Origin of the sequence: Algibacter sp. L4_22 (genome assembly GCF_023473045.1) — a bacterium.
In the GTDB taxonomy this organism is placed as follows: domain Bacteria; phylum Bacteroidota; class Bacteroidia; order Flavobacteriales; family Flavobacteriaceae; genus Algibacter.
Genome location: NZ_JAMCOK010000002.1, coordinates 242,958 through 263,619 on the forward strand (window position 1 = coordinate 242,958; position 20,662 = coordinate 263,619).

General features: G+C 32.6%; 18 protein-coding genes. 8 read left to right on the top strand and 10 right to left on the bottom strand.

The window, feature by feature from the left end; translation table 11 throughout:
• Position 1: 1 nt before the first annotated feature.
• From M4I23_RS05720 to ychF, 5 genes are all read right to left on the bottom strand, one after another.
• Positions 2-2,608: a DNA gyrase/topoisomerase IV subunit A gene (locus M4I23_RS05720; RefSeq protein WP_249753751.1), complete on the bottom strand. Its 2,607-nt coding sequence runs from the start codon at positions 2,606-2,608 to the stop codon at positions 2-4.
• Between the two features lie 9 nt (positions 2,609-2,617).
• The gene (locus tag M4I23_RS05725; protein WP_158849875.1) at positions 2,618-2,755 is read right to left on the bottom strand and encodes a hypothetical protein; all 138 of its coding nucleotides are present in this window, start codon (positions 2,753-2,755) and stop codon (positions 2,618-2,620) included.
• 145 nt (positions 2,756-2,900) lie between these two features.
• Entirely contained in the window at positions 2,901-4,754 is a 1,854-nt protein-coding gene (locus M4I23_RS05730; RefSeq protein WP_158849873.1) for a DNA topoisomerase IV subunit B, read from the bottom strand.
• 117 nt (positions 4,755-4,871) lie between these two features.
• A complete protein-coding gene (locus tag M4I23_RS05735; protein ID WP_249753752.1) occupies positions 4,872-5,777 on the bottom strand; it encodes a DMT family transporter in 906 nt (301 codons plus the stop codon).
• Between the two features lie 272 nt (positions 5,778-6,049).
• Entirely contained in the window at positions 6,050-7,144 is a 1,095-nt protein-coding gene (gene ychF, locus M4I23_RS05740) for a redox-regulated ATPase YchF (RefSeq protein WP_158849869.1), read from the bottom strand.
• A gap of 236 nt (positions 7,145-7,380) precedes the next feature.
• Here ychF and M4I23_RS05745 point away from each other — a divergent pair, with 236 nt between their 5' ends.
• Entirely contained in the window at positions 7,381-10,071 is a 2,691-nt protein-coding gene (locus M4I23_RS05745; protein ID WP_249753753.1) for a TonB-dependent receptor, read from the top strand.
• An 87-nt stretch (positions 10,072-10,158) separates the two neighbouring features.
• Here the strand turns inward: M4I23_RS05745 and M4I23_RS05750 are convergent, their stop codons facing one another.
• The 4 genes from M4I23_RS05750 to M4I23_RS05765 all read right to left on the bottom strand — a co-directional run bounded on the left by M4I23_RS05750 (position 10,159) and on the right by M4I23_RS05765 (position 12,759).
• Positions 10,159-10,557: an ACT domain-containing protein gene (locus M4I23_RS05750; protein WP_158849865.1), complete on the bottom strand. Its 399-nt coding sequence runs from the start codon at positions 10,555-10,557 to the stop codon at positions 10,159-10,161.
• A gap of 26 nt (positions 10,558-10,583) precedes the next feature.
• Positions 10,584-11,189, bottom strand: coding sequence for a thiamine diphosphokinase (locus M4I23_RS05755; protein ID WP_249753754.1), 606 nt, complete (start codon positions 11,187-11,189; stop codon positions 10,584-10,586).
• 64 nt (positions 11,190-11,253) lie between these two features.
• Positions 11,254-11,754 (bottom strand): hypothetical protein, encoded by a 501-nt coding sequence (locus tag M4I23_RS05760; RefSeq protein ID WP_158849861.1) that lies wholly within the window; start codon positions 11,752-11,754, stop codon positions 11,254-11,256.
• A 159-nt stretch (positions 11,755-11,913) separates the two neighbouring features.
• Positions 11,914-12,759, bottom strand: coding sequence for a transglutaminase family protein (locus tag M4I23_RS05765; RefSeq protein WP_249753755.1), 846 nt, complete (start codon positions 12,757-12,759; stop codon positions 11,914-11,916).
• Positions 12,760-13,315: 556 nt separating this feature from the next.
• Between M4I23_RS05765 and M4I23_RS05770 the strand changes: the two genes are divergently transcribed.
• Entirely contained in the window at positions 13,316-14,485 is a 1,170-nt protein-coding gene (locus M4I23_RS05770; RefSeq protein WP_249753756.1) for a vWA domain-containing protein, read from the top strand.
• Positions 14,486-14,560: 75 nt separating this feature from the next.
• On the opposite strand, the gene M4I23_RS05775 is transcribed toward M4I23_RS05770, so the two are convergent.
• Positions 14,561-14,914, bottom strand: a complete 354-nt coding sequence (locus M4I23_RS05775; protein WP_147678779.1) for a 4Fe-4S dicluster domain-containing protein — start codon at positions 14,912-14,914, stop codon at positions 14,561-14,563.
• A gap of 97 nt (positions 14,915-15,011) precedes the next feature.
• Between M4I23_RS05775 and M4I23_RS05780 the strand changes: the two genes are divergently transcribed.
• The 6 genes from M4I23_RS05780 to M4I23_RS19910 all read left to right on the top strand — a co-directional run bounded on the left by M4I23_RS05780 (position 15,012) and on the right by M4I23_RS19910 (position 20,362).
• Entirely contained in the window at positions 15,012-16,073 is a 1,062-nt protein-coding gene (locus tag M4I23_RS05780) for an acyl-CoA reductase (RefSeq protein ID WP_249753757.1), read from the top strand.
• A gap of 149 nt (positions 16,074-16,222) precedes the next feature.
• Positions 16,223-17,287 carry a 3-phosphoserine/phosphohydroxythreonine transaminase gene (gene serC, locus M4I23_RS05785; protein ID WP_158849853.1) on the top strand — a complete coding sequence of 355 codons (1,065 nt, stop codon included), beginning with the start codon at positions 16,223-16,225 and terminating at the stop codon, positions 17,285-17,287.
• A 104-nt stretch (positions 17,288-17,391) separates the two neighbouring features.
• Positions 17,392-18,342 carry a D-2-hydroxyacid dehydrogenase gene (locus M4I23_RS05790; protein WP_158849851.1) on the top strand — a complete coding sequence of 317 codons (951 nt, stop codon included), beginning with the start codon at positions 17,392-17,394 and terminating at the stop codon, positions 18,340-18,342.
• Between the two features lie 197 nt (positions 18,343-18,539).
• Positions 18,540-19,178 carry a DUF937 domain-containing protein gene (locus M4I23_RS05795; RefSeq protein ID WP_158849849.1) on the top strand — a complete coding sequence of 213 codons (639 nt, stop codon included), beginning with the start codon at positions 18,540-18,542 and terminating at the stop codon, positions 19,176-19,178.
• Positions 19,179-19,386: 208 nt separating this feature from the next.
• Positions 19,387-19,830 carry a DUF6146 family protein gene (locus M4I23_RS05800; RefSeq protein ID WP_249753758.1) on the top strand — a complete coding sequence of 148 codons (444 nt, stop codon included), beginning with the start codon at positions 19,387-19,389 and terminating at the stop codon, positions 19,828-19,830.
• A gap of 37 nt (positions 19,831-19,867) precedes the next feature.
• The gene (locus M4I23_RS19910; protein WP_158849845.1) at positions 19,868-20,362 is read left to right on the top strand and encodes a DUF6787 family protein; all 495 of its coding nucleotides are present in this window, start codon (positions 19,868-19,870) and stop codon (positions 20,360-20,362) included.
• The last annotated feature ends 300 nt before the right edge of the window (positions 20,363-20,662 follow it).

Genomic DNA, 20,662 nt, shown 5'->3' on the forward strand with positions numbered 1-20,662 from the left:
ATTAAAATAAAGTAGTTTGATCTGATTCATCCTCTGGATTTGAATCCCCATCATCATCATTATTACTAACCTCTAAATTTTCAGAATGAACTTTTTCAGGAGATTCAAAAGGAATCGGCTCCAATAAATTTACCTGATTCACTTTTTCTTTTGTTAATTGATTACCTAAAGCACTTAAACCTTTTATAGCAATAAATTCTTCTAAGTTAATTTCTAAATTATCTTTTCGGTCTTTACCTCTTTCTTTCGCAAATACAATCTCTGCTATAGGTTTCCAATCTGTAGATACAATTTCTAACACCGAGCTTGGATGATCGGAAATAAAATATTCCTCTTTACCTTCTTGCTCAATTAAAAAGCGTTTAACATAATGCATTTCCTTTTCACCATTAAAATACACAGCTGAAATAGGTTTATTTGGTATCCACTTTTCCATGACAATCATATCGTCATCAAAATGCATGGTAACCTCAGGTGTTACCGTTTTAATCAAACCAGACTGATTGATAATCAATAGTTTATCTTCACCTCTAAATTCACCAATAAGCTCACCACGACCATCAACATTTAAACGTTGCACCGTATCATCAAACCAAATTTTACGAGGTTTTAAGGTTGAAACACCTTTCTCTTTTAATTCTACACGTTTTATAGGAAATTTAGTCACTAAATTTCCTTTTGAAGCACGCCCTTTTATTAAGATATCTGAAAAATCGATATCCCACTTTAATTTCTTAATACTTCCTGCCTGACGCAATGAAATCGAAACAACTTCTGCTTCACCATTAGGGTTTGCAGAAAAGTATAATGATGCCGAACCTTTATTTCCGTTGGTTAAATCGTACTCTCTATCTCGAGTTACCGAAGTAACAGCAAAGCGTTTTATATAAGACGGTCCCCCTTTACCATCACGATAAATCATGTTGTAAATGGTACGCTTATCTTTCTTTTTAAAGATAGCCACATGGATAATACCTTTACCTATAAAGGTTTTGCTATCCACTTTAGTAACCATCATGATTCCCGATTTGGTAAACACAATAATATCATCAATATCAGAACAATCACCAACGTATTCATCTCGCTTTAATGAGGTTCCAATAAAACCTTCTTCCCTATTAACGTAGAGTTTTGTATTTCGAATTATTACTTTTGTTGCATCAACATCATCAAAAGTTCTAATTTCTGTTTTACGTTCACGTCCTTCTCCATATTCTTTCTTAAGACGTCTGAAATAGGCAATAGCGTAATCAATAAGATGCGCTAAATGATGCTTAATTTCTGCAATTGACTCCTCTAAAGCATCAATTTTTTGTTGTGCTTTATCAATATCAAATTTTGAAATACGTTTAATTCGTATTTCGGTTAAACGCACAATATCCTCCTCGGTTACAGCACGTTTTAAATGTTTTGTATAAGGTTTCAGTCCTTTATCTATGGCGCTTATAACACCTGCCCAAGTTTCTTCTTCCTCAATGTCACGATAAATTCTATTTTCAATAAAAATACGTTCTAATGAAGCAAAATGCCATTGCTCTTCAAATTCACCTAAACGAATTTCCAATTCTTGCTTTAAAAGATCTACCGTATTATCTGTACTTCTTCTAAGCATTTCTGTTACTCCAACAAAAAGCGGCTTATTATCTTCAATAACACAACCTAATGGTGAAATTGACGACTCGCAACTTGTAAAAGCATATAGCGCATCTATTGTTTTATCTGGAGATAACCCCGAAGGTAAGTGCACGAGAATTTCTACTTGTGCAGCTGTATTATCTTCAATTTTTTTAACCTTAATTTTCCCTTTATCGTTCGCTTTTAAAATGGAATCGATTAAAGATGTTGTTGTAGTTCCAAATGGCAATTCGGTAATAACTAAAGTGTTTTTATCGAGTTGAGAAATTTTAGAACGCACTCTAACCTTTCCTCCACGAAGACCATCGTTATAGTTGGAAAAATCGGCTATTCCTGCGGTTGGAAAATCGGGTAAAATTGTAAAACGCTTACCTTGCAAATGCTTTATAGACGCATCAATAAGTTCTATAAAATTGTGAGGTAATATTTTGGTAGATAACCCTACCGCAATACCTTCTCCTCCTTGCGCTAATAACAATGGGAACATCACCGGTAAATTTACAGGTTCCTTTCTTCTTCCATCGTAACTCGCTTGCCACTCGGTAATTTTAGGATTAAAAACAACATCGAGACCAAATTTCGAAATACGAGCTTCAATATAACGCGAAGCTGCCGCACGATCACCTGTTAAAATATTCCCCCAGTTTCCTTGAGTATCAATTAACATGTCTTTTTGACCAATTTGAACCATCGCATCTGCAATACTAGCATCTCCGTGAGGATGATACTGCATAGTATGCCCAACAATATTCGCTACCTTATTATAACGCCCATCATCTAAATCTTTCATAGAATGCATGATACGGCGTTGCACAGGTTTAAATCCGTCCTCTATCGCAGGAACTGCGCGTTCTAAAATTACGTAAGATGCATAATCTAAAAACCAATCTTTATACATACCCGTAACTCGAGTAATGGTTTCTTGCGGTTCGTCTTGGCTATTAATTAAATCGTCGTTTTGGTCTTCTGTCATTAAAAATTATTACTCTTTTGGTTTACCGCTAAGGGTAACACGTCCAATTTCTCTTCGTTTCTTCGCTTTACTAGTTACATCATGGATGTATAAGTATTCGTAGGAACGTTTTTTTGCTTTGCTTTTTTCTTTAGTATATAACATCATTATAAGGTTTTTTGTTCTTAATTCCAGACTGCAATCAAAACAAGCTGAAAACAAGAGATTTATGAGTATTTTTAATATTTCGCTGCAAAATTACGAAATAATTAAATTTAAACACATAAAATCTTAATATGATAATACAAAAATGTTATTCGTCTATTAAATCTAATTCTACTTTAAGGTTATCTATTATAAATTCTTGTCGCGTTGGCGTATTTTTCCCCATGTAAAAGGACAATAAATCTTCAATAGACATATTATCATCTAGCATAATTGGGTCTAACCTAATATCCTCACCAATAAAGTGCTGAAACTCATCAGGAGAAATTTCACCTAAACCTTTAAATCGGGTAATTTCTGGCTTTGGTTTTAATTTTTCTATAGCACTGCGGCGCTCATCTTCAGAATAACAATAAATAGTTTCTTTTTTATTTCGAACACGAAATAATGGTGTTTGTAAAATATATAGGTGTCCTTCTTTTATAACTTCTGGAAAAAACTGAAGAAAGAATGTAATAAGTAATAAACGAATGTGCATCCCATCGACATCGGCATCTGTTGCTATCACCACGTTATTATAACGTAAATCTTCAAGTGTTTCTTCAATATTTAATGCAGCCTGTAATAAATTAAATTCTTCGTTTTCGTAAACAATTTTTTTTGTTAGTCCATAGCAATTTAAAGGTTTCCCTTTTAAACTGAATACCGCCTGAGTGTTTACGTCTCGCGATTTTGTGATACTTCCCGAAGCTGAATCTCCCTCTGTTATAAACAAAGTGCTTTCTAGGTTTTTCGGGTTTTTAGTATCACCAAAATGCACACGACAATCACGCAACTTTTTATTATGAAGACTTGCCTTTTTAGCACGATCTTTAGCTAATTTACGAATACCTGATAGCTCTTTACGCTCACGCTCTGCTTGGAGAATTTTACGTTGAATTTTATCAGCTGTATCCGTATTTTTATGTAAATAGTTGTCTAAATACTTTTTAAGAAAATCGTTGATATAGGTTCGTACCGTAGGTAATTCACCTCCCATATCTGTAGAACCTAATTTAGTTTTAGTCTGACTTTCGAAAATAGGTTCCATTACTTTAATAGCAATAGCAGAAACAACAGACTTCCTAATATCCGAAGCATCGTAGTTTTTACCATAAAATTCACGAATGGTTTTTACCAATGCTTCCCGAAAAGCAGTTAAATGCGTTCCACCTTGTGTGGTATTCTGTCCGTTTACAAAACTATTATATTCTTCGCTATACTGAGTTTTACTGTGTGTTAATGCTACTTCAATATCATCACCACGAAGATGAATAATAGGATATAATAGATCTGATTCGTTTATTTTTTCAGCTAATAAATCTTTTAAACCGTTTTCACTGAAATATTTTTCGCCATTAAAAACTATAGTTAAACCTGGGTTTAAATACACATAGTTTTTAAGCATTTTAATAATATACTCGTTTCTATACTTATATTTCTTAAAGATAATTTCATCAGGAATAAAGGATACTTTGGTTCCTTTTCGGCGAGATGTTTCATCTAAAAACTCCTCGTTTGTTAGGTTTCCCTGAGAAAAATCCGCGGAAGCGCTTTTATTATCACGTGTAGATTCTACTCTGAAAAACGATGATAACGCATTAACAGCCTTGGTACCTACTCCATTTAAACCAACCGATTTTTTAAAGGCTTTAGAATCGTATTTACCACCCGTGTTCATTTTAGAAACCACATCAACCACTTTTCCTAAAGGAATACCACGACCATAATCGCGAACAGTAACTTTTACACCTTGAATGGAAATTTCAATGGTTTTACCAGCTCCCATTACAAACTCATCTATCGAGTTGTCGAGAACCTCTTTTAGCAAGATATAAACCCCATCGTCTGGAGAACTACCATCACCAAGTTTTCCAATATACATACCCGGGCGCATTCTAATATGTTCCTTCCAGTCGAGTGAACGTATATTATCTTCGGTATAGTTAGATTCTTCTGCCATTAAGGTTTCGTGATTTTTGTGTATAAAAAGCTAAGATAGCACAAGTAAATAAAAAATAGAATAGCATGCAAACAAAGTAATTAACAATACGTTTTTTTTATTGTTGATACAGTACTTTTAACCCTTTTGTCGGTTTTTAATAGACATAAACACAATACCACCAATAACTATTAAAGCTCCAAAAATCTGCAATATCGTTAAAGATTCATTTAAGAAAATTGATGCTAATATTATAGTTGAAATAGGACCAATACCTGCTACAATAGCAAAATTGGATGAGCTAATCATTTTTATAGATAAAGAGACTAAAAATGATGGAATTACAGTGGCAAAAATAGCTATTAAAAAACCTAAACCATAAACTTGCCAAGGAAACCCGAATACATCCATTTCCCCAATAAACCCGTAATGAATAAACACACAAACACAAGATACTAACATAGCATAAGCCGTGAATTTAACAACGCCAAACCGCGGAATTAACCAGCCGCTACCTACCAAATACGAGGCATAGGTTATTGCGCTTAACAAAATAAAGAAACCACCTAAATAAGCTTCTGAGCCTGATACATTAACTTCTTCGGAAAACGCGATTATAATACCTATATAGGTTAAGCCAATAGCAATAGCCTGTATTTTTGAGATTGCTTGTTTCAAGAACACACGATTTAACAAAATAACAATTGTTGGATATAAAAATAAAATAATGCGCTCTAAACTAGCTTTTATATACGTTAAACCTACAAAATCGAAATAACTCGCTAAATAATAACCAACAAACCCAAAGAATAACAACCATTTATAATCGGCTTTTTTAACCTCTACTCCATTATTTTTATTTCTATATAGTATAGCGATAACTACATAAAACGGAAATGAAAATAACATACGTAATAACAAAACGCTAATAGCATCTACATTATAGTTGTAGGCTAATTTTACCATAACGGCTTTTGAAGAAAACAATACAATGCCTAAAACACCTATTGCAATACCAGACCAAAACTTTTTTGTTGTTTGCATGGCTCTAAATTAGAATTCATTTATTGATAATTCTTTAAAAAGTATTAGAATTACGACATCCAAAATATGTTTTTCACAATATATTCTTCATGATCGACGTTAAAAAGCGCTATTTACTTCAATTTTAATCCGAAATTAGCATCTCTATGCCATCCATCAGTGATTTAAAGATTTAAACCTACCTATAGTATCTAAAAGCTTAAAATTTAGACATAAAAAAACTTCATTACTAAGATTAGAAATGAAGTTTTTTAAATTTATAATTATATGTTTTATACGTTGAATAAGAAATGCATCACATCGCCATCTTTAACAATGTAATTCTTACCTTCAACACGCATTTTACCTGCTTCTTTTACTTTAGCTTCACTACCGTAGCTTGCAAAATCCTCGTACCCGATAACTTCGGCACGAATAAATCCTTTTTCAAAATCGGTATGAATTACACCTGCTGCTTGTGGAGCTGTAGCTCCTATATCCACCGTCCATGCACGAACTTCCTTCACACCTGCTGTGAAATACGTTTGTTGGTTTAATAACTTATAAGCCGAACGAATTAATTTTGCAGCTCCTGCTTCTTCTAAACCTATATCTTGAAGAAACATTTGACGTTCTTCGTAATCGTCTAATTCATTAATATCCGCTTCCGTACCAACAGCTAAAACTAAAACTTCTGCATTTTCATCTTTTACAGCCTCACGCACTAAATCTACGTAAGCATTTCCAGAAACGGCTGCGCCTTCATCTACATTACAAACATACATTACAGGCTTATCTGTAATAAATTGCGATGGTTTTACAAAATCGGCATTATCTTCATCTGAAAACTCTAAAGCACGAATCGATACACCAGATTCTAAGGCCGCTTTAATTTTCAATAAAACAGCTTCTTCTTTTTGAGCTTCTTTATTTCCAGTTTTTGCAGCACGTTTTACTTTATCAAGTTTTTTATCAACGGTCTCTAAATCTTTAAGTTGAAGCTCCATATCGATAGTTTCTTTATCCCGAATTGGATCTACATTCCCATCAACATGTATAATATTATCGTTATCAAAACAACGCAACACATGAAGAATCGCATCAGTTTCACGAATATTAGCTAAAAACTGATTTCCTAAACCTTCACCTTTACTTGCTCCTTTTACTAAACCTGCAATATCTACAATTTCTACAGTTGCCGGCTGCACACGTTCTGGAACTACTAATTCTTCTAATTTTTCTAAACGTGGGTCTGGCACATTAACCACTCCAATATTAGGTTCAATAGTACAAAACGGAAAGTTTGCACTTTGCGCTTTTGCGTTAGATAAACAATTAAATAAAGTCGATTTCCCTACGTTTGGTAATCCTACGATGCCTGCTTTCATTGAAATATGTATTTTATCATTCCCATAAAGCTGGGAACCTATATTTTTCGAGTGCAAATATAGGGTATATTGATAGTATTTCTATATTTATTTTTTCACCTCAAATACTAAACATAACTCAATAAAATATTAATTAAATAACATATGTATCAGTTTTTTAACACAAAACCAAATAGTGTTAATAAAATTTTAACATATATTAGCTATAAATAACTCAAAACCAAATTAATATAATTATGAGAAAACTTTACACATTAATACTGTGCTTAGGAAGCTTTATGTTTTCGTACGCACAGCAAGTCGTAAAAGGCAATGTTGCCGATGCATCAGGAATTCCAATAGCAGGAGTTAACGTTGTTGAAAAAGGCACTGGAAATGGCGCAATTTCTGATTTTGATGGAAACTTTAGTATTTCAGCCAACGGCAGTGCAATGCTTATATTTAGCTATATTGGATACAATTCTAAAGAAGTAAACGTAAACAATCGTACAACTATTGAAGTGACTTTGGAAGATGGCGTAAGTCTAGACGAAGTGATGCTAGTAGGTTCTCGTAGCCCGAAACGAACTGCAATAGATACGGCTGTTCCAGTAGATGTTATTAATGTTGCGGATATTGCTTCTAACACCGGAAAAGTTGAAGTGAATGAGATTTTACAATATGCTGCACCTTCATTCAACGCCAGTAAACAATCGGGATCTGATGGGGCCGACCATATTGTTCCAGCATCTTTACGTGGTTTAGGTCCAGATCAAACTTTAGTTTTAATTAATGGAAAACGTAGACACCAATCGAGTTTAGTAAATATTTTTGGAACGCGTGGACGTGGAAATTCTGGAACAGATTTAAACGCTATTCCTGCCAATGCCATTAAACGTATTGAGGTTTTAAGAGATGGAGCTTCAGCGCAATATGGCTCGGATGCGATTGCTGGTGTTATAAATATTGTTTTAAAAGATAATACCGATGGTTTTACCGGCGGAATAACTTACGGTGCATACAGCACAGCAATTGGTGAAGGCTGGGAAGACGCAACGGGCGAAACCTTAAGTAATGTTGAAGGTGAAAATCGCCTAGATGGTAAAAGTAAAAGTTGGGATGGTGAAACTGTAAAAATTGATGCTAATTATGGTGTATCTTTAAATGATGCTGGTGGTTACATGAATTTTACAACAGAATTTTTATCTAGACAAAATACGTTAAGACCAGGGTTTTCTTGGAGACAAGGCTACGGTAGTGCTGGTGTTGATGGTTTTAACTTTATGATTAACTCTGCTTTGCCCATTAATGATAACACCGAAATTTATGCCTTTGGTGGTAGAAATTATAGAGATACCGATGCTTATGCCTTTTCTAGAGATAGTTTTGCAAATGGCGATAACAGATCGGTACCTAGCTTATATCCTAACGGATTTACACCTAGAATCACCTCTAATATTACAGATATTTCTGTTTCCGTTGGTGTAAGACATGAAATGGAAAATGGTTGGAATGTAGATTTTAATAACACCTTTGGAAGAAACTTTTTTCACTATTATATAAAGGACAGTAACAATGCTTCGATGCAAGACTTATCGCCTACCGATTTTGATGCCGGTGGCCATTTCTTATCTCAAAACACTACAGGTTTAGATTTCAATAAATATTTAGATGATGTAGCTTCTGGCTTAAGTTTAGCTTTTGGTTTTGAATATAGAACTGAAAATTTTGGAATTTTTGCAGGTGAAGAAGCATCTTACGGTCTTTATGATAATAATGGAGTCATCATTACAAACCCAGCTGTACAAACAGTTGCTACAGATACTAACGACGATGTGTTATCTGGAAGTTCTCAAGGCTTTCCAGGTTATAGCCCAGATAACGAAGTAGATAGAAGCCGAACCAATTATGGTATTTATTTTGATACGGAACTTAATGTTTCTGAGCAGCTTATGTTTGCCGCAGCTTTACGTTTTGAAAAATACAGTGACTTCGGAAATACCTTTAACGGAAAATTAGCAAGTAGATTAAAAGTTACTGACAACTTTAGTTTAAGAGGATCTATTTCTACAGGTTTTAGAGCACCATCTTTAGCGCAATTATATTACAACCTAAAATTCACCAATATTGTTGCAGGAACCTCTGTGCCTTCTTTATTATCTGCTAATAATAGCACGGTAACTAAAGCTTTTGGCATTGGACAATTAAATGAAGAAAAAGCCTTTAACGCAAGTATTGGGTTTACTTATAAGCAAGGTGGTTTTACAGCAACTATCGATGCGTATTCCATTTCGGTTGACGATCGTATTATTTTAACAGATAATTTTACAGATCAAACTGTTTTAGGACCTTTAAATGTAGATGCAGCGCAGTTTTTCGCTAATGGTGTAGATACTAGAACCAATGGTTTAGATATTGTTTTAGGTTACGGAACTAGCGTAGGTGACGAGGGTAAAATTCAAGTGGATTTAATAGGTAACTTAAATGATTTAAAGATAAAAGACATTCACAACGGTGATTTAAATGAATTTACGTTCTTCGGGCCATTTTCTCAGGCTTATTTAAAAGCGGCTGCTCCCGATTATAAATTTGGTTTAAATCTTGGATATACCAACAAAAAATTCAACGCTTCGGTAGCTTTAACACAGTTTAGTGAAGTAACCCTTCAAGATTTTCAATGGGTAGATTCCCCTCCAACAACGCAAGCTGAAGCAGATGCTCTTTTCCCTGTAGCTACCGATGTTTATGAGGCTGCTTTAATTGTAGATTTAAGCTTAGGTTATCAAATTTCAGAAAAACTAAAGTTAAGTATTGGTGCAAACAATTTATTTAACACCTACCCGACTCCACAATTTGATGGATGGACAGATCAAGGTGGTTTAGCCGATTCTGTACAAATGGGATCTGATGGCACATATGCTTTTGCTAGATTAAACTTTAAATTATAAAAAGGATTTTAAATAGATTACATCAAAAAGCCGAGCAAAATTGCTCGGCTTTTTTTATGTTTTATAATCTATTAAATGAGTGAATTTTCAATAGCTTTTTGATAAATTAATTAAAGCCTCCACAGCTGTTTTTGTATCTTTTTTATCTACAAAAATATGATCGTGATAATAGCCTGCAACCACGTTACAGCTTACACTATGTTTGGCTAACTCTGAAGAAAATACCGCCGTTAACCCCACAGCTTCTAATGATGAATGTATTTGTAGCGTAATCCAACTTGCTTCATAAGCATAATCTAAACTTAGTTTGTCTGCCTTAGTTTTTTCAATAATAACGGTTAAGCCTTCAGCTTCTTTAAACTCAGCAATAGTATCTTTTCTATCTACCAAATTATAATCTTTCAACGTCACAAAAACGTAAACACCATCATTTAATTTTGGTGTCATATTTTTTATTAATTCCGATAAGTTTTTTTCTGCACTCATGTACCAATTTTCAATAAAACAAATTTTTAATCATTAATGAATAAAAACAAATTTCCTGTTTTAAAAGTTATCGAAATATTATTTTCTATAGCCTTATTTCGAGTTCCTATGCGATCTCCGAAAGCCAAACTCTCATTTTTTAAAGCATACTGTAAACCTACGGTAACAATACCTGTAGCTTCTGGTAATGGAATTAATGATACCGTTTTATTTAAGCAATTTTTAATTTCCGAAGATTTATCAGCTAAAAAGTAATAGCCATGATTATCGAAAAAAGTTAAATTGAGCTTTGCTTTCCATTGCAGTGCTGTGTGTAGGTTTCCTAAAAAGTGATCTTGCTCCTTCCCGCTTGCGCCAAAAACATGAACTGTTTTAAATCCCTTATCAGAAAGAATTTGTAAAACCTTATCAAAATCTGTGAAATCCTGATTAGGTGTATGGATCACTTCAACAGTTTCAGGAATGGTTTTAATAGAATCGAAATCGCCACTAATAAAGTGCGGAACAATATTATTTGCTTCTAAAAACGTATAAGCGCCATCTGTGGCACAAACCATTTTATAGTTTTTTAAATTTGGAATAGACTTTGGTTGTTCGCCGTTTAAAAACAAACATACTTGTTCTGTATTCATCTAAACAAAAATAAGAAAGTTATAGGACATAAATTTCTATATTTTTTCTTAATAAACCATAGTATTAAAGAAACAGCATAATTAGAGTTAACACCACGCCAAAAACAGTAAAAAACATACCTTTTTTGAAAATTTTAGTTTTAGGCATAAACATCCAAAAAGATGATATTGCAAAAAAGAAAAGCGAAACTCCGCAAAACACATTCAACCAAAATAAAGGTTCTGCCGATGTGGCTTTGTGTAAATGCGTCATTCTATCTAACATATAAGGTAATTCCTTATTAGTGTATTTTGCTAAACCTGTAGTTTTATTGTATTGGCCATTTTTAAATAAAATTAAATCGCCTTCTGTTTTCTCTGCTCTAAATCGTTTTATTTTTAAAGCACGACCAATAGCTTCACCTTTTAAGTTGGGCTTTATAGTTTTTTCTACAGCGATTTCACTCTTTAGAAAATCTGTGTTTCTAAAAATCAAAACAATTCCACTTAATGAGTAAACAATCATTACTCCGATTAAAAAAAATCCTAAATAACGATGTATTATACGCATCCATTTCTTGGTCATAACTATATTTTTTTTTGGGATTTGACTAAACTATTGTGTAAAGGTTTAATCGGAACAAAAAAAAAGCGCCTAAATAACTTTTAGACGTTTTCAACTAAATGTCACATAAAAAACCTAAGCGCAAACTTAGGAATTTTATTATTTTTAATAAGCATCTTTTTATTGAAAAGAAATACCTTTTTGATTACCACTATAAACAAAAGGTTGAAAAGAATTATCCATGACTTGACAATCCACATTGACTGAGGTGCCTACAGCATTTCCAAAAATACTAGCAACGGCAGAATCTGCGGCATCTCTACCATTTGCAATTTTTACAAGTCCGTTTAAAGCTACTAATTTAGTGGAGTCGAATATTATCCAATCGCCATTGATATAGGCTTCAAAACAAGCATGAAAATCTGGCGGATTTAATTGATATGCATAACCAGTAAAATACCTAGCCGGAATGGATAACGCTCTACAAAGTGCAATACCTAAATGTGCAAAATCTCGACAAACACCAACACGTTCCGTAACCGTATCTATTGCCGAAGTTTGAGAATCGGTACTACCGCTAGTGTATTCAATATTATTATAAATCCATTCCGTTATTGCTAAAACTCTATCATAAACAGATACGTAATGTCCAAATTCCTTAAAAGAAAACTTCATTAACTTATCAGACTGGCAATATCGACTTGGATAAAGAAAAGAAGCAATATAGCTATCGAGTTCTACAACAGACACCAAATTTTCGGAATTACTTTCATCAATAACCTTATAATTCATATCTACAACTGCCGAGTAAGACATTGAAAAATCACAAGGTTCTTGTATCTTTAATCTCATAAATTTAGAACTACCATCATGGGAAGTAAAAATTTCATGATTAATTGATGGTTCAATAACCAAATTTTCTTCTAAAACCGTTTGACTCGCGGTGTTTAAAGCATGAATATTAAAAATAAAAGTCGTTGGACTACTTACAATATACGATAAGGAACTTTTTACACTAAATTTCATCTCAAATGGTTTTATTAATTACATTATTTAAAAAACATCGAAAAGTATGTGATATCCTTATCACGAATAAAACTTAAATCAATGCTTATTTTTAAAAGTTCAAATTTGCAACATTGCTCTACATAAATTCTCTTTTTAGTAGACTGATTGTTCACAAATATTTTAAAATCTAGAATAACTTTTAAGCCTTCCAAATCTCTTATATATCATATTTTTAATTTAAGCTTTTTCTTTATATCCTTATCTTCTAAAAGAGAGTTAGTTTTCATCATTAAATTATAAACTTAAATTATATAAACTTTTGTCAAACTTATAAATAAATAGAGTTTAATTTTAACTTGAATGAATTAACTTTTATAATAATTGCCTTTGTTCTTAACTCAATCACTTCCTTTTTCCTAATAAATCAAAACATAATAAGAATTTTAATTTTTCAATTTAATAATGCACTAAACTCATCGAAAGGCACAGTTTACGCATTTAAACATATACTACACTCATTATTCATTTTCGAACTTAACCTTACAAGTTACTTTTAACCTAAAATATAGATCTTATGTATAAATTATTTTTCATCTTAGTCTCATTCATCTCAATATTCAATTGCAAGAATATTAATAAAAAAGAAATAAGTAAAAACGAAAAACCAATATTAGTCGCCGCAAATAATAAAGAAACCAATACTAAAAATGCTGAAATTGTATTCTGTCTTGATGCAACCGGAAGCATGGGTGGACTTATAGGTACCGCAAAGGAGAAAATTTGGGATATTGTTTCAGAGTTAGCAAAAAGTAATGATATTGACACTTTAAAAATGGGTATGGTATTTTATAGAGACAGGGGCGATAATTTTATAACAAAACTCATTGCAATAACTGCAGATCTAGATGAAGCATATTCCGATTTATTAGAAATTACTGCTAACGGCGGTGGTGATACACCAGAAAGTGTTAATCAAGCATTAAATGAATCGATAACCACCATGTTATGGTCTACAAACCCAAAAACTTATAAAACTATCTTTGTTGTTGGAGATTGTCCGCCTCACATGGATTATAAAGACGATATTTTATATTCTGAAAGCTGTAAAAAAGCCGCTGAAAAAGGAATTATAATAAACACTATTAAATTAGGTAACGGTTGTGAGGAAGCTATTTACCATTTTAAAAAAATGGCAGAGTGTACTAACGGCGAATTTCTTAAATTAGACCAAGATGCTACAGATTATTCTATAGCCACACCTTACGATTCTGAAATTAACAACATATCAAAAGATATTGATGCTTCTAGAATCTATTATGGAACACATCAAGAACGTGAAGAAAACTATACAAAGAAAGCTAAATCTATGGAAGTTTATGATAAAGGTTCTGCAACAGCAAACAGTTCTCGCGCTGAATATAAAAACAGTAAAGTTGGCAAAAAAGCAGCTTTTGGCACGCAAGAAATTATTAAGGATTATAAATCGGGAAAATTGAAACTAGATCTTATCGAAGATGAAAAATTACCTGAAGAATTAAAAGGAAAAAGTACAATCGAAAAAGAATACTTAATTAAAGATTTAATTAATAAAAGAGACACTAACGATAAAAAACTTAAAGATTTAATTGAAAAGAAAAATGCTTATATAAAATCTAAAAAGACCAATCAAAAAGATACAACATCATTTAGCAAAGAGGTTTATAAAATTATGGATAAGCAATCTAAAAGCCAGAAATCCTTATAACATTTTATTATAGAACAAAAAAAATCCCAAGCTATACACTTGGGATTCGTTTTATAATTTAAAACCTATTAAAATTTATCCTTCTGGATGCATAAAACGTTGTTTAGCCAAAAGCTCTTCTTCCGTTTCTACAACATCCTCATCTGGTACACAACAATCTACAGGGCAAACTGCAGCACATTGTGGCTCATCATGAAAACCTTTACACTCTGTACACTTATCTGGTACAATATAGTAAAGCTCATCGCTAATAGGTTCTTGCGCTTCATCAGCGTCTACCTCATGTCCGTTTGTTAAAACAACTTTACCATCTAAACTCGTTCCATCTTTATAGCGCCAATCGTCGGCACCTTCATATATTGCTGTATTTGGGCACTCAGGTTCACAAGCCCCACAATTTATACACTCGTCTGTTATTATAATTGCCATAGTAATTTTTATTTTTAAAATTTAAGAACTCTATTACAGTTTCCTTAAATTTGCAGTTGCAAAAATAAAGCCAAAACTATTCATAACCAAATTAAGAATGAATTTACAAGAAAGAATTAACGCTTTTGTAAAATTAGGAGAATTTTTAAGTCAATTTTCTAATGAAGAGATACAAAAGAAGGATAATGTTGAACTTAACGATGTGTTTTTCGACGGCTTTAAGCATCAACTAAAGCTTGCCGAAGAACATAATGGCTGGTTTACTAAAGAAAATATGGCGTTCGCTTTGCAAGGCTGGGCAGAAAGTTTAACTCATAAAAAGCTAAATACATGGCTTAATGCTTATGAGTTTAATAACGTAACACCAAAAAACGTGGCTATTATTATGGCTGGAAATATTCCGTTAGTAGGCTTTCACGATTTTCTTTCAGTATTAATTTCCGGACATCAAGTCGTTGTAAAACAATCGAGTAACGATAAGCATCTACTACCCTATTTGGCTAAATATTTGGAATTTGTAGAACCACAGTTTAAAGGAAAAATGAGCTTTACGGAAGGAAAACTAACCCTTTTTGATGCGGTTATTGCAACAGGGAGTGATAACACTGCTCGCTATTTTGAATATTATTTTAAAGGAAAACCTTCTATAATAAGGAATAATAGAAATTCGGTTGCTGTTTTAACAGGAAATGAAACTTCGGAAGATTTAAAAAACCTATCAGAAGATATTTTTAGGTATTATGGTCTTGGTTGCCGAAATGTATCAAAATTATTTGTTCCGAAGGGTTATAAATTTGACGGCTTTTTTGAAGGCATTTACCACTGGCATCCTATTGTAAATAAAGCAAAATACGCTAATAACTACGATTATAATAAAGCCGTATATTTAATGAGCGAGTTTGATATGTTAGAAAATGGCTTTTTTATGATTAAAGAAGATGAAAGCTATGCATCTCCTATTGCTACACTTTTTTATGAATATTACGAATCTGCAGATGATTTAAATGAAAAATTAGATGCAGAATCCAACAAAATACAGTGTGTAGTTTCCAAAGGATTTACTAAAAATGAAATCGCATTTGGTGCCACACAAAAACCAGAACTTTGGGATTATGCGGATAGTGTTGATTCTGTTGAATTTTTGTTAGCGATTCGATGAAAAAATTATCGAATTTTTAACACCAATTCCGCAATTAATTAGCAACTTTGTAACTTACATTTTTTGAAAATTTAAATGAAACATCCACATTTTTAAAGAATAACAAAATGTATAATTTGGATGATATTTAAAACCATATAACTTTACAAATGAAAAAACATAACTTTAGTGCAGGACCAAGTATTTTACCTCAAAGTGTATTGTTAAAAGCTGCCGAGGCTATAGTTGACTATAATAATACGGGTTTATCTTTAATCGAAATATCACACAGAAGTAAAGAGTTTGTTGATATTATGGAAAATGCTAGAGCATTAGCTTTAGAATTATTAGGTTTAGAAGGTAAAGGTTACAAAGCATTATTTTTGCAAGGTGGCGCAAGTACTCAGTTTTTAATGGTAGCCATGAATCTTTTAGAAAAAAGAGCAGGATATTTAAATACAGGAGCTTGGAGTGCTAAAGCTATCAAAGAAGCTAAGAAATTAGACGATATTTATGAAGTAGCTTCTTCTGCCGATGCAAATTACAATTACATTCCTAAAGGTTTCGATATTCCTTCAGATTATGATTATTTCCATTGCACATCAAACAATACTATTTTTGGAACACAAATGAAACAGTTTCCAAAAACTAACGTACCAACGGTTTGCGATATGAGTAGCGATATTTTTTCTCGTGTTATAGATTATTCAAAATTCGATCTTATTTACGCTGGAGCTCAAAAAAATATGGGACCTGCAGGAACAACTTTAGTTATTGTTAAAGAAGAAATTTTAGGAAAAGTATCTCGTGATATTCCTTCTATTATGGATTATAAATTACACATAAAAGCAGGCAGTATGTACAACACGCCTCCTGTTTTTGCAGTTTATACATCTATGTTAACTTTAGAATGGTTAAAAGGTTTAGGTGGAATTGCTGGTATAGAAGAAGAAAATAAAAAGAAATCAACATTAATGTATTCTGAAATTGATTTAAACCCTTTATTTAAAGGTTTTGCAGCAAAAGAAGATCGTTCAATGATGAATGCCACTTTCAACTTAACAAACGATAATCTAAAAGAAACGTTTGAAACTATGTTGAAAGAAGCAGGGATTTGTGCTGTTAATGGACATCGTAGTGTTGGCGGTTATCGTGCTTCTATGTACAATGCTTTACCGCTAGATAGTGTGAAAGCACTTGTTGAAGTAATGAGCGAATTGGAAGCGAAAGCTTAAATAAATGGTTTTTAATTTCCACGAAAATGGAGATATCATTAAGCTCACCAAATATAATTATTAAAATTTCCACCTTAATGGAAATATAAAAAAGGAATATTACAATGAAAGTATTAGCAAACGATGGCGTTTCTCAAAGTGGAATTGATGCCTTAGAAAAAGCAGGTTACGAGGTAATTACAACTACTGTAGCTCAAGAGCAATTAATTAATTATATCAACGAAAAAGACATCGCTGTTTTATTAGTACGTAGCGCAACTACTGTACGTAAAGATTTAATCGATGCTTGCCCAGGACTTAAAATTATTGGTCGTGGTGGTGTTGGTATGGATAATATTGATGTAGAATATGCTCGTGAAAAAGGACTTTCGGTAATTAATACTCCAGCTGCATCTTCACATTCTGTTGCAGAATTAGTATTCGGTCACTTTTACGGTTTAGCTCGTTTTTTACATAACTCGAACCGCGATATGCCTCTAGAAGGTGATAGTAACTTTAAAGGTTTAAAGAAAGCTTATGCCAAAGGAACCGAACTTAAAGGAAAAACTTTAGGTGTTTTAGGTTTTGGTCGTATTGGTCAAGCTACAGCAAAAGTAGCTTTAGGTGCTGGTATGAAAGTAGTAGCTTTCGATCCGTTCTTAGAACAAGCAAACTTAGAGTTAGACTTTTTTGATGGACAAAAAGTAAACTTCGATATTAAAACAATTTCTAAAGAAGATGTTTTAAAACAAGCAGATTTTATAACACTTCACGTTCCTGCTCAAGATGGTTACGTAATTGATGAAGCTGAATTCAATATCATGAAAGATGGTGTAATTCTTGCAAATGCAGCACGTGGTGGTGTAGTAAATGAAGTAGCACTTGTTAAAGCTATAGAAAGTGGAAAAGTAGCGGGAGCTGCATTAGATGTTTTTGAAAAAGAACCTAAACCAGAAATGCAATTACTTATGAACTCTGCGTTATCGCTTACACCTCACATTGGTGCAGCAACTAACCAAGCGCAAGATAGAATTGGAACAGAATTAGCATCTCAAATTATTTCTATTCTTGGATAAGAATTAATAATAATTTAAATTTATAAAAACCCTCTTAACTTTAAGTTTTGAGGGTTTCTTTATTTTAAATGTGACCTATCAGTAAATTGTGTGTCCTATTATTAGAAGTAAGGACTTTTTTTGTACCTTGAAATCCAATTTATAAACCCTAAATACCTTTTTCTTCTAAATAGGTATTACTTAAAAAAACAAAACAAATGTCAGGAATTTTAGACTTATTAGGCAGTGACTTAGGAAAATCAATCATTAGTGGTGTTGCTGGTTCAACTGGAAACGACGCTGGTAAAACAGGCAGTGTATTAACAATGGCTTTACCCGTTTTAATGAAAGCAATGCAACGTAATGCAGCAACACCAGAAGGTGCAGCAGGACTTATGGGTGCAATACAAAGCAAACAAGATGGAAACATTTTAGATAATCTTGGTGGATTATTTAGTGGTGGTGTTGATGATTCTGTAAAAAACGATGGAGAAAAAATATTAGGTCACGTTTTAGGTGCTAAACAAAGTGGTGTAGAACAAGTTATTGGTCAGAAATCTGGTTTAGATGCTGGTTCTGTTGCTAACATATTAAAAGTTGCAGCTCCTATTTTAATGGGTGTTTTAGGTAGCCAAGCTAAACAACAAAACGTTAGTGATTCTAACGGGATTGGTAATTTATTAGGCGGTTTACTTGGAGGTAACTCTGCAGATAAAGAACAAAGTTTCTTAGAGTCTATTTTAGATGCTGATGGTGACGGAAGCATTGTTGATGATGTTGCTGGAATGGTACTTGGTGGTGCTGGTAAATCATCAGGCGGTATTGGAGGTCTTTTAGGAGGTCTTTTTGGTAAATAAATTCCTGAATTACATAAATATATATAAAGAGTCAAGTTAATAGCTTGACTCTTTTTTTGTTAAAACCATTTAGTTTATCTGCATTAAAGAATGATTTTTGTAAATTTAAATGAACTTAAAGCTGTTCGCTCAGTCAAAATCATGGTTTACTCATTCGTGTTTTTTAAATAGAGCCATGAAACCTAAATTTGACTAAACAATATTTATCATGAAAAATTTTATATACCTTTTATTAGTCTGTGCTTTTATTGCTAGTTGTAATACTGGTAGAACAGCAGTTTCAAACAAAATAAAAAACGAACAAGCAGCCAACCAGAAACTTAGTGATACGGTTACCATTGTTAACGACGATTTAGAATACGAAATCATCATTATAGAACCTGGTTTTAATTATTGGTTAGCAAGTCAAGCTCGACCAGAAGGCTTTTATTCACAGCAATATTTAGAAAATAAAAATTATCAATATGTAATAGAATGGAATCAACGCGTTAATCAACCATCACGGTTTAACTCTAGCTTATATGAGTTACAAATTGATTATCAAAGCAATATAGATTACGGGTATGATGTAAATTACAAATTATACAACTACTTCATCTACTTTCAAAGAACTTATAAACAAAGATTAGGGCCTTACAACCCTCGTATTTAAATCACTTTACCTATTTTTGCATCACTAAACTATTACTGTGCAAAAATTTAAAGCAAACTGGCAAATAACTAAAAACTGGCAACTCATTTTTCCTCTATTAGGTTTATTGGCCTTGGGCTACTCCTCTTATAAACTCGCAGGTTTATTTATAAGTGGCCAAAACATAGCTATCACTATAGGTTTAGGAGCTATCATTTTTTTATTACTATTGAAATTAACACTCAAACTCTTCGGGAAACTTGAAAATAAATGGCAAGTAAATTCTCGTTGGGAATTAATAAGTATTTTTTTGGTTTTTGCAACTACGGGCTCTTCTTCTGTATTCGTAAGTCGACCATTAATTAAACTTATGGGGATTAATAAAGAAAATTTACCGACATTTGCCTATTGGGTTCTATACATCATTATCGGATTTATTTTTTATCAGATACTTTTAGTTTTAATTGGATGGGTATTTGGACAATATAAATTTTTCTGGAATTTTGAAAAAAAAATGCTACGTAGACTTGGACTAAAACGCTTTGTTGATTAATTGGATAACATTAAAAAACATATTATTTTTAGATCACTAACATTACTGTTAGTGTTTATGCTATTTGTGCCATCTGGTGTTAAAATGGCTCATATTTTTGCGCATCATCATCATAAGGTATGTGTTGGAGGTAATAAGGTACATATCCATAAAGTTGATTTAGATTGTGAATTTCATAAATTTAGTATAACACATCACTTTCAATTATCGGAACAATTTGTTGAATTATTTCAAATTTTACCCTATACTCTTACTTATAATTTAACATATAAATTTCTTAATAATCATCGACCTTTATCT

Excerpts from the sequence above, each read along its gene's own strand:
- M4I23_RS05720 (WP_249753751.1), bottom strand. The coding sequence starts at position 2,608 with ATGACAGAAGACCAAAACGACGATTTAATTAATAGCCAAGACGAACCG.
- M4I23_RS05725 (WP_158849875.1), bottom strand. The coding sequence starts at position 2,755 with ATGATGTTATATACTAAAGAAAAAAGCAAAGCAAAAAAACGTTCCTAC.
- M4I23_RS05730 (WP_158849873.1), bottom strand. The coding sequence starts at position 4,754 with ATGGCAGAAGAATCTAACTATACCGAAGATAATATACGTTCACTCGAC.
- M4I23_RS05735 (WP_249753752.1), bottom strand. The coding sequence starts at position 5,777 with ATGCAAACAACAAAAAAGTTTTGGTCTGGTATTGCAATAGGTGTTTTA.
- ychF (WP_158849869.1), bottom strand. The coding sequence starts at position 7,144 with ATGAAAGCAGGCATCGTAGGATTACCAAACGTAGGGAAATCGACTTTA.
- M4I23_RS05745 (WP_249753753.1), top strand. The coding sequence starts at position 7,381 with ATGAGAAAACTTTACACATTAATACTGTGCTTAGGAAGCTTTATGTTT.
- M4I23_RS05750 (WP_158849865.1), bottom strand. The coding sequence starts at position 10,557 with ATGAGTGCAGAAAAAAACTTATCGGAATTAATAAAAAATATGACACCA.
- M4I23_RS05755 (WP_249753754.1), bottom strand. The coding sequence starts at position 11,189 with ATGAATACAGAACAAGTATGTTTGTTTTTAAACGGCGAACAACCAAAG.
- M4I23_RS05760 (WP_158849861.1), bottom strand. The coding sequence starts at position 11,754 with ATGACCAAGAAATGGATGCGTATAATACATCGTTATTTAGGATTTTTT.
- M4I23_RS05765 (WP_249753755.1), bottom strand. The coding sequence starts at position 12,759 with ATGAAATTTAGTGTAAAAAGTTCCTTATCGTATATTGTAAGTAGTCCA.
- M4I23_RS05770 (WP_249753756.1), top strand. The coding sequence starts at position 13,316 with ATGTATAAATTATTTTTCATCTTAGTCTCATTCATCTCAATATTCAAT.
- M4I23_RS05775 (WP_147678779.1), bottom strand. The coding sequence starts at position 14,914 with ATGGCAATTATAATAACAGACGAGTGTATAAATTGTGGGGCTTGTGAA.
- M4I23_RS05780 (WP_249753757.1), top strand. The coding sequence starts at position 15,012 with ATGAATTTACAAGAAAGAATTAACGCTTTTGTAAAATTAGGAGAATTT.
- serC (WP_158849853.1), top strand. The coding sequence starts at position 16,223 with ATGAAAAAACATAACTTTAGTGCAGGACCAAGTATTTTACCTCAAAGT.
- M4I23_RS05790 (WP_158849851.1), top strand. The coding sequence starts at position 17,392 with ATGAAAGTATTAGCAAACGATGGCGTTTCTCAAAGTGGAATTGATGCC.
- M4I23_RS05795 (WP_158849849.1), top strand. The coding sequence starts at position 18,540 with ATGTCAGGAATTTTAGACTTATTAGGCAGTGACTTAGGAAAATCAATC.
- M4I23_RS05800 (WP_249753758.1), top strand. The coding sequence starts at position 19,387 with ATGAAAAATTTTATATACCTTTTATTAGTCTGTGCTTTTATTGCTAGT.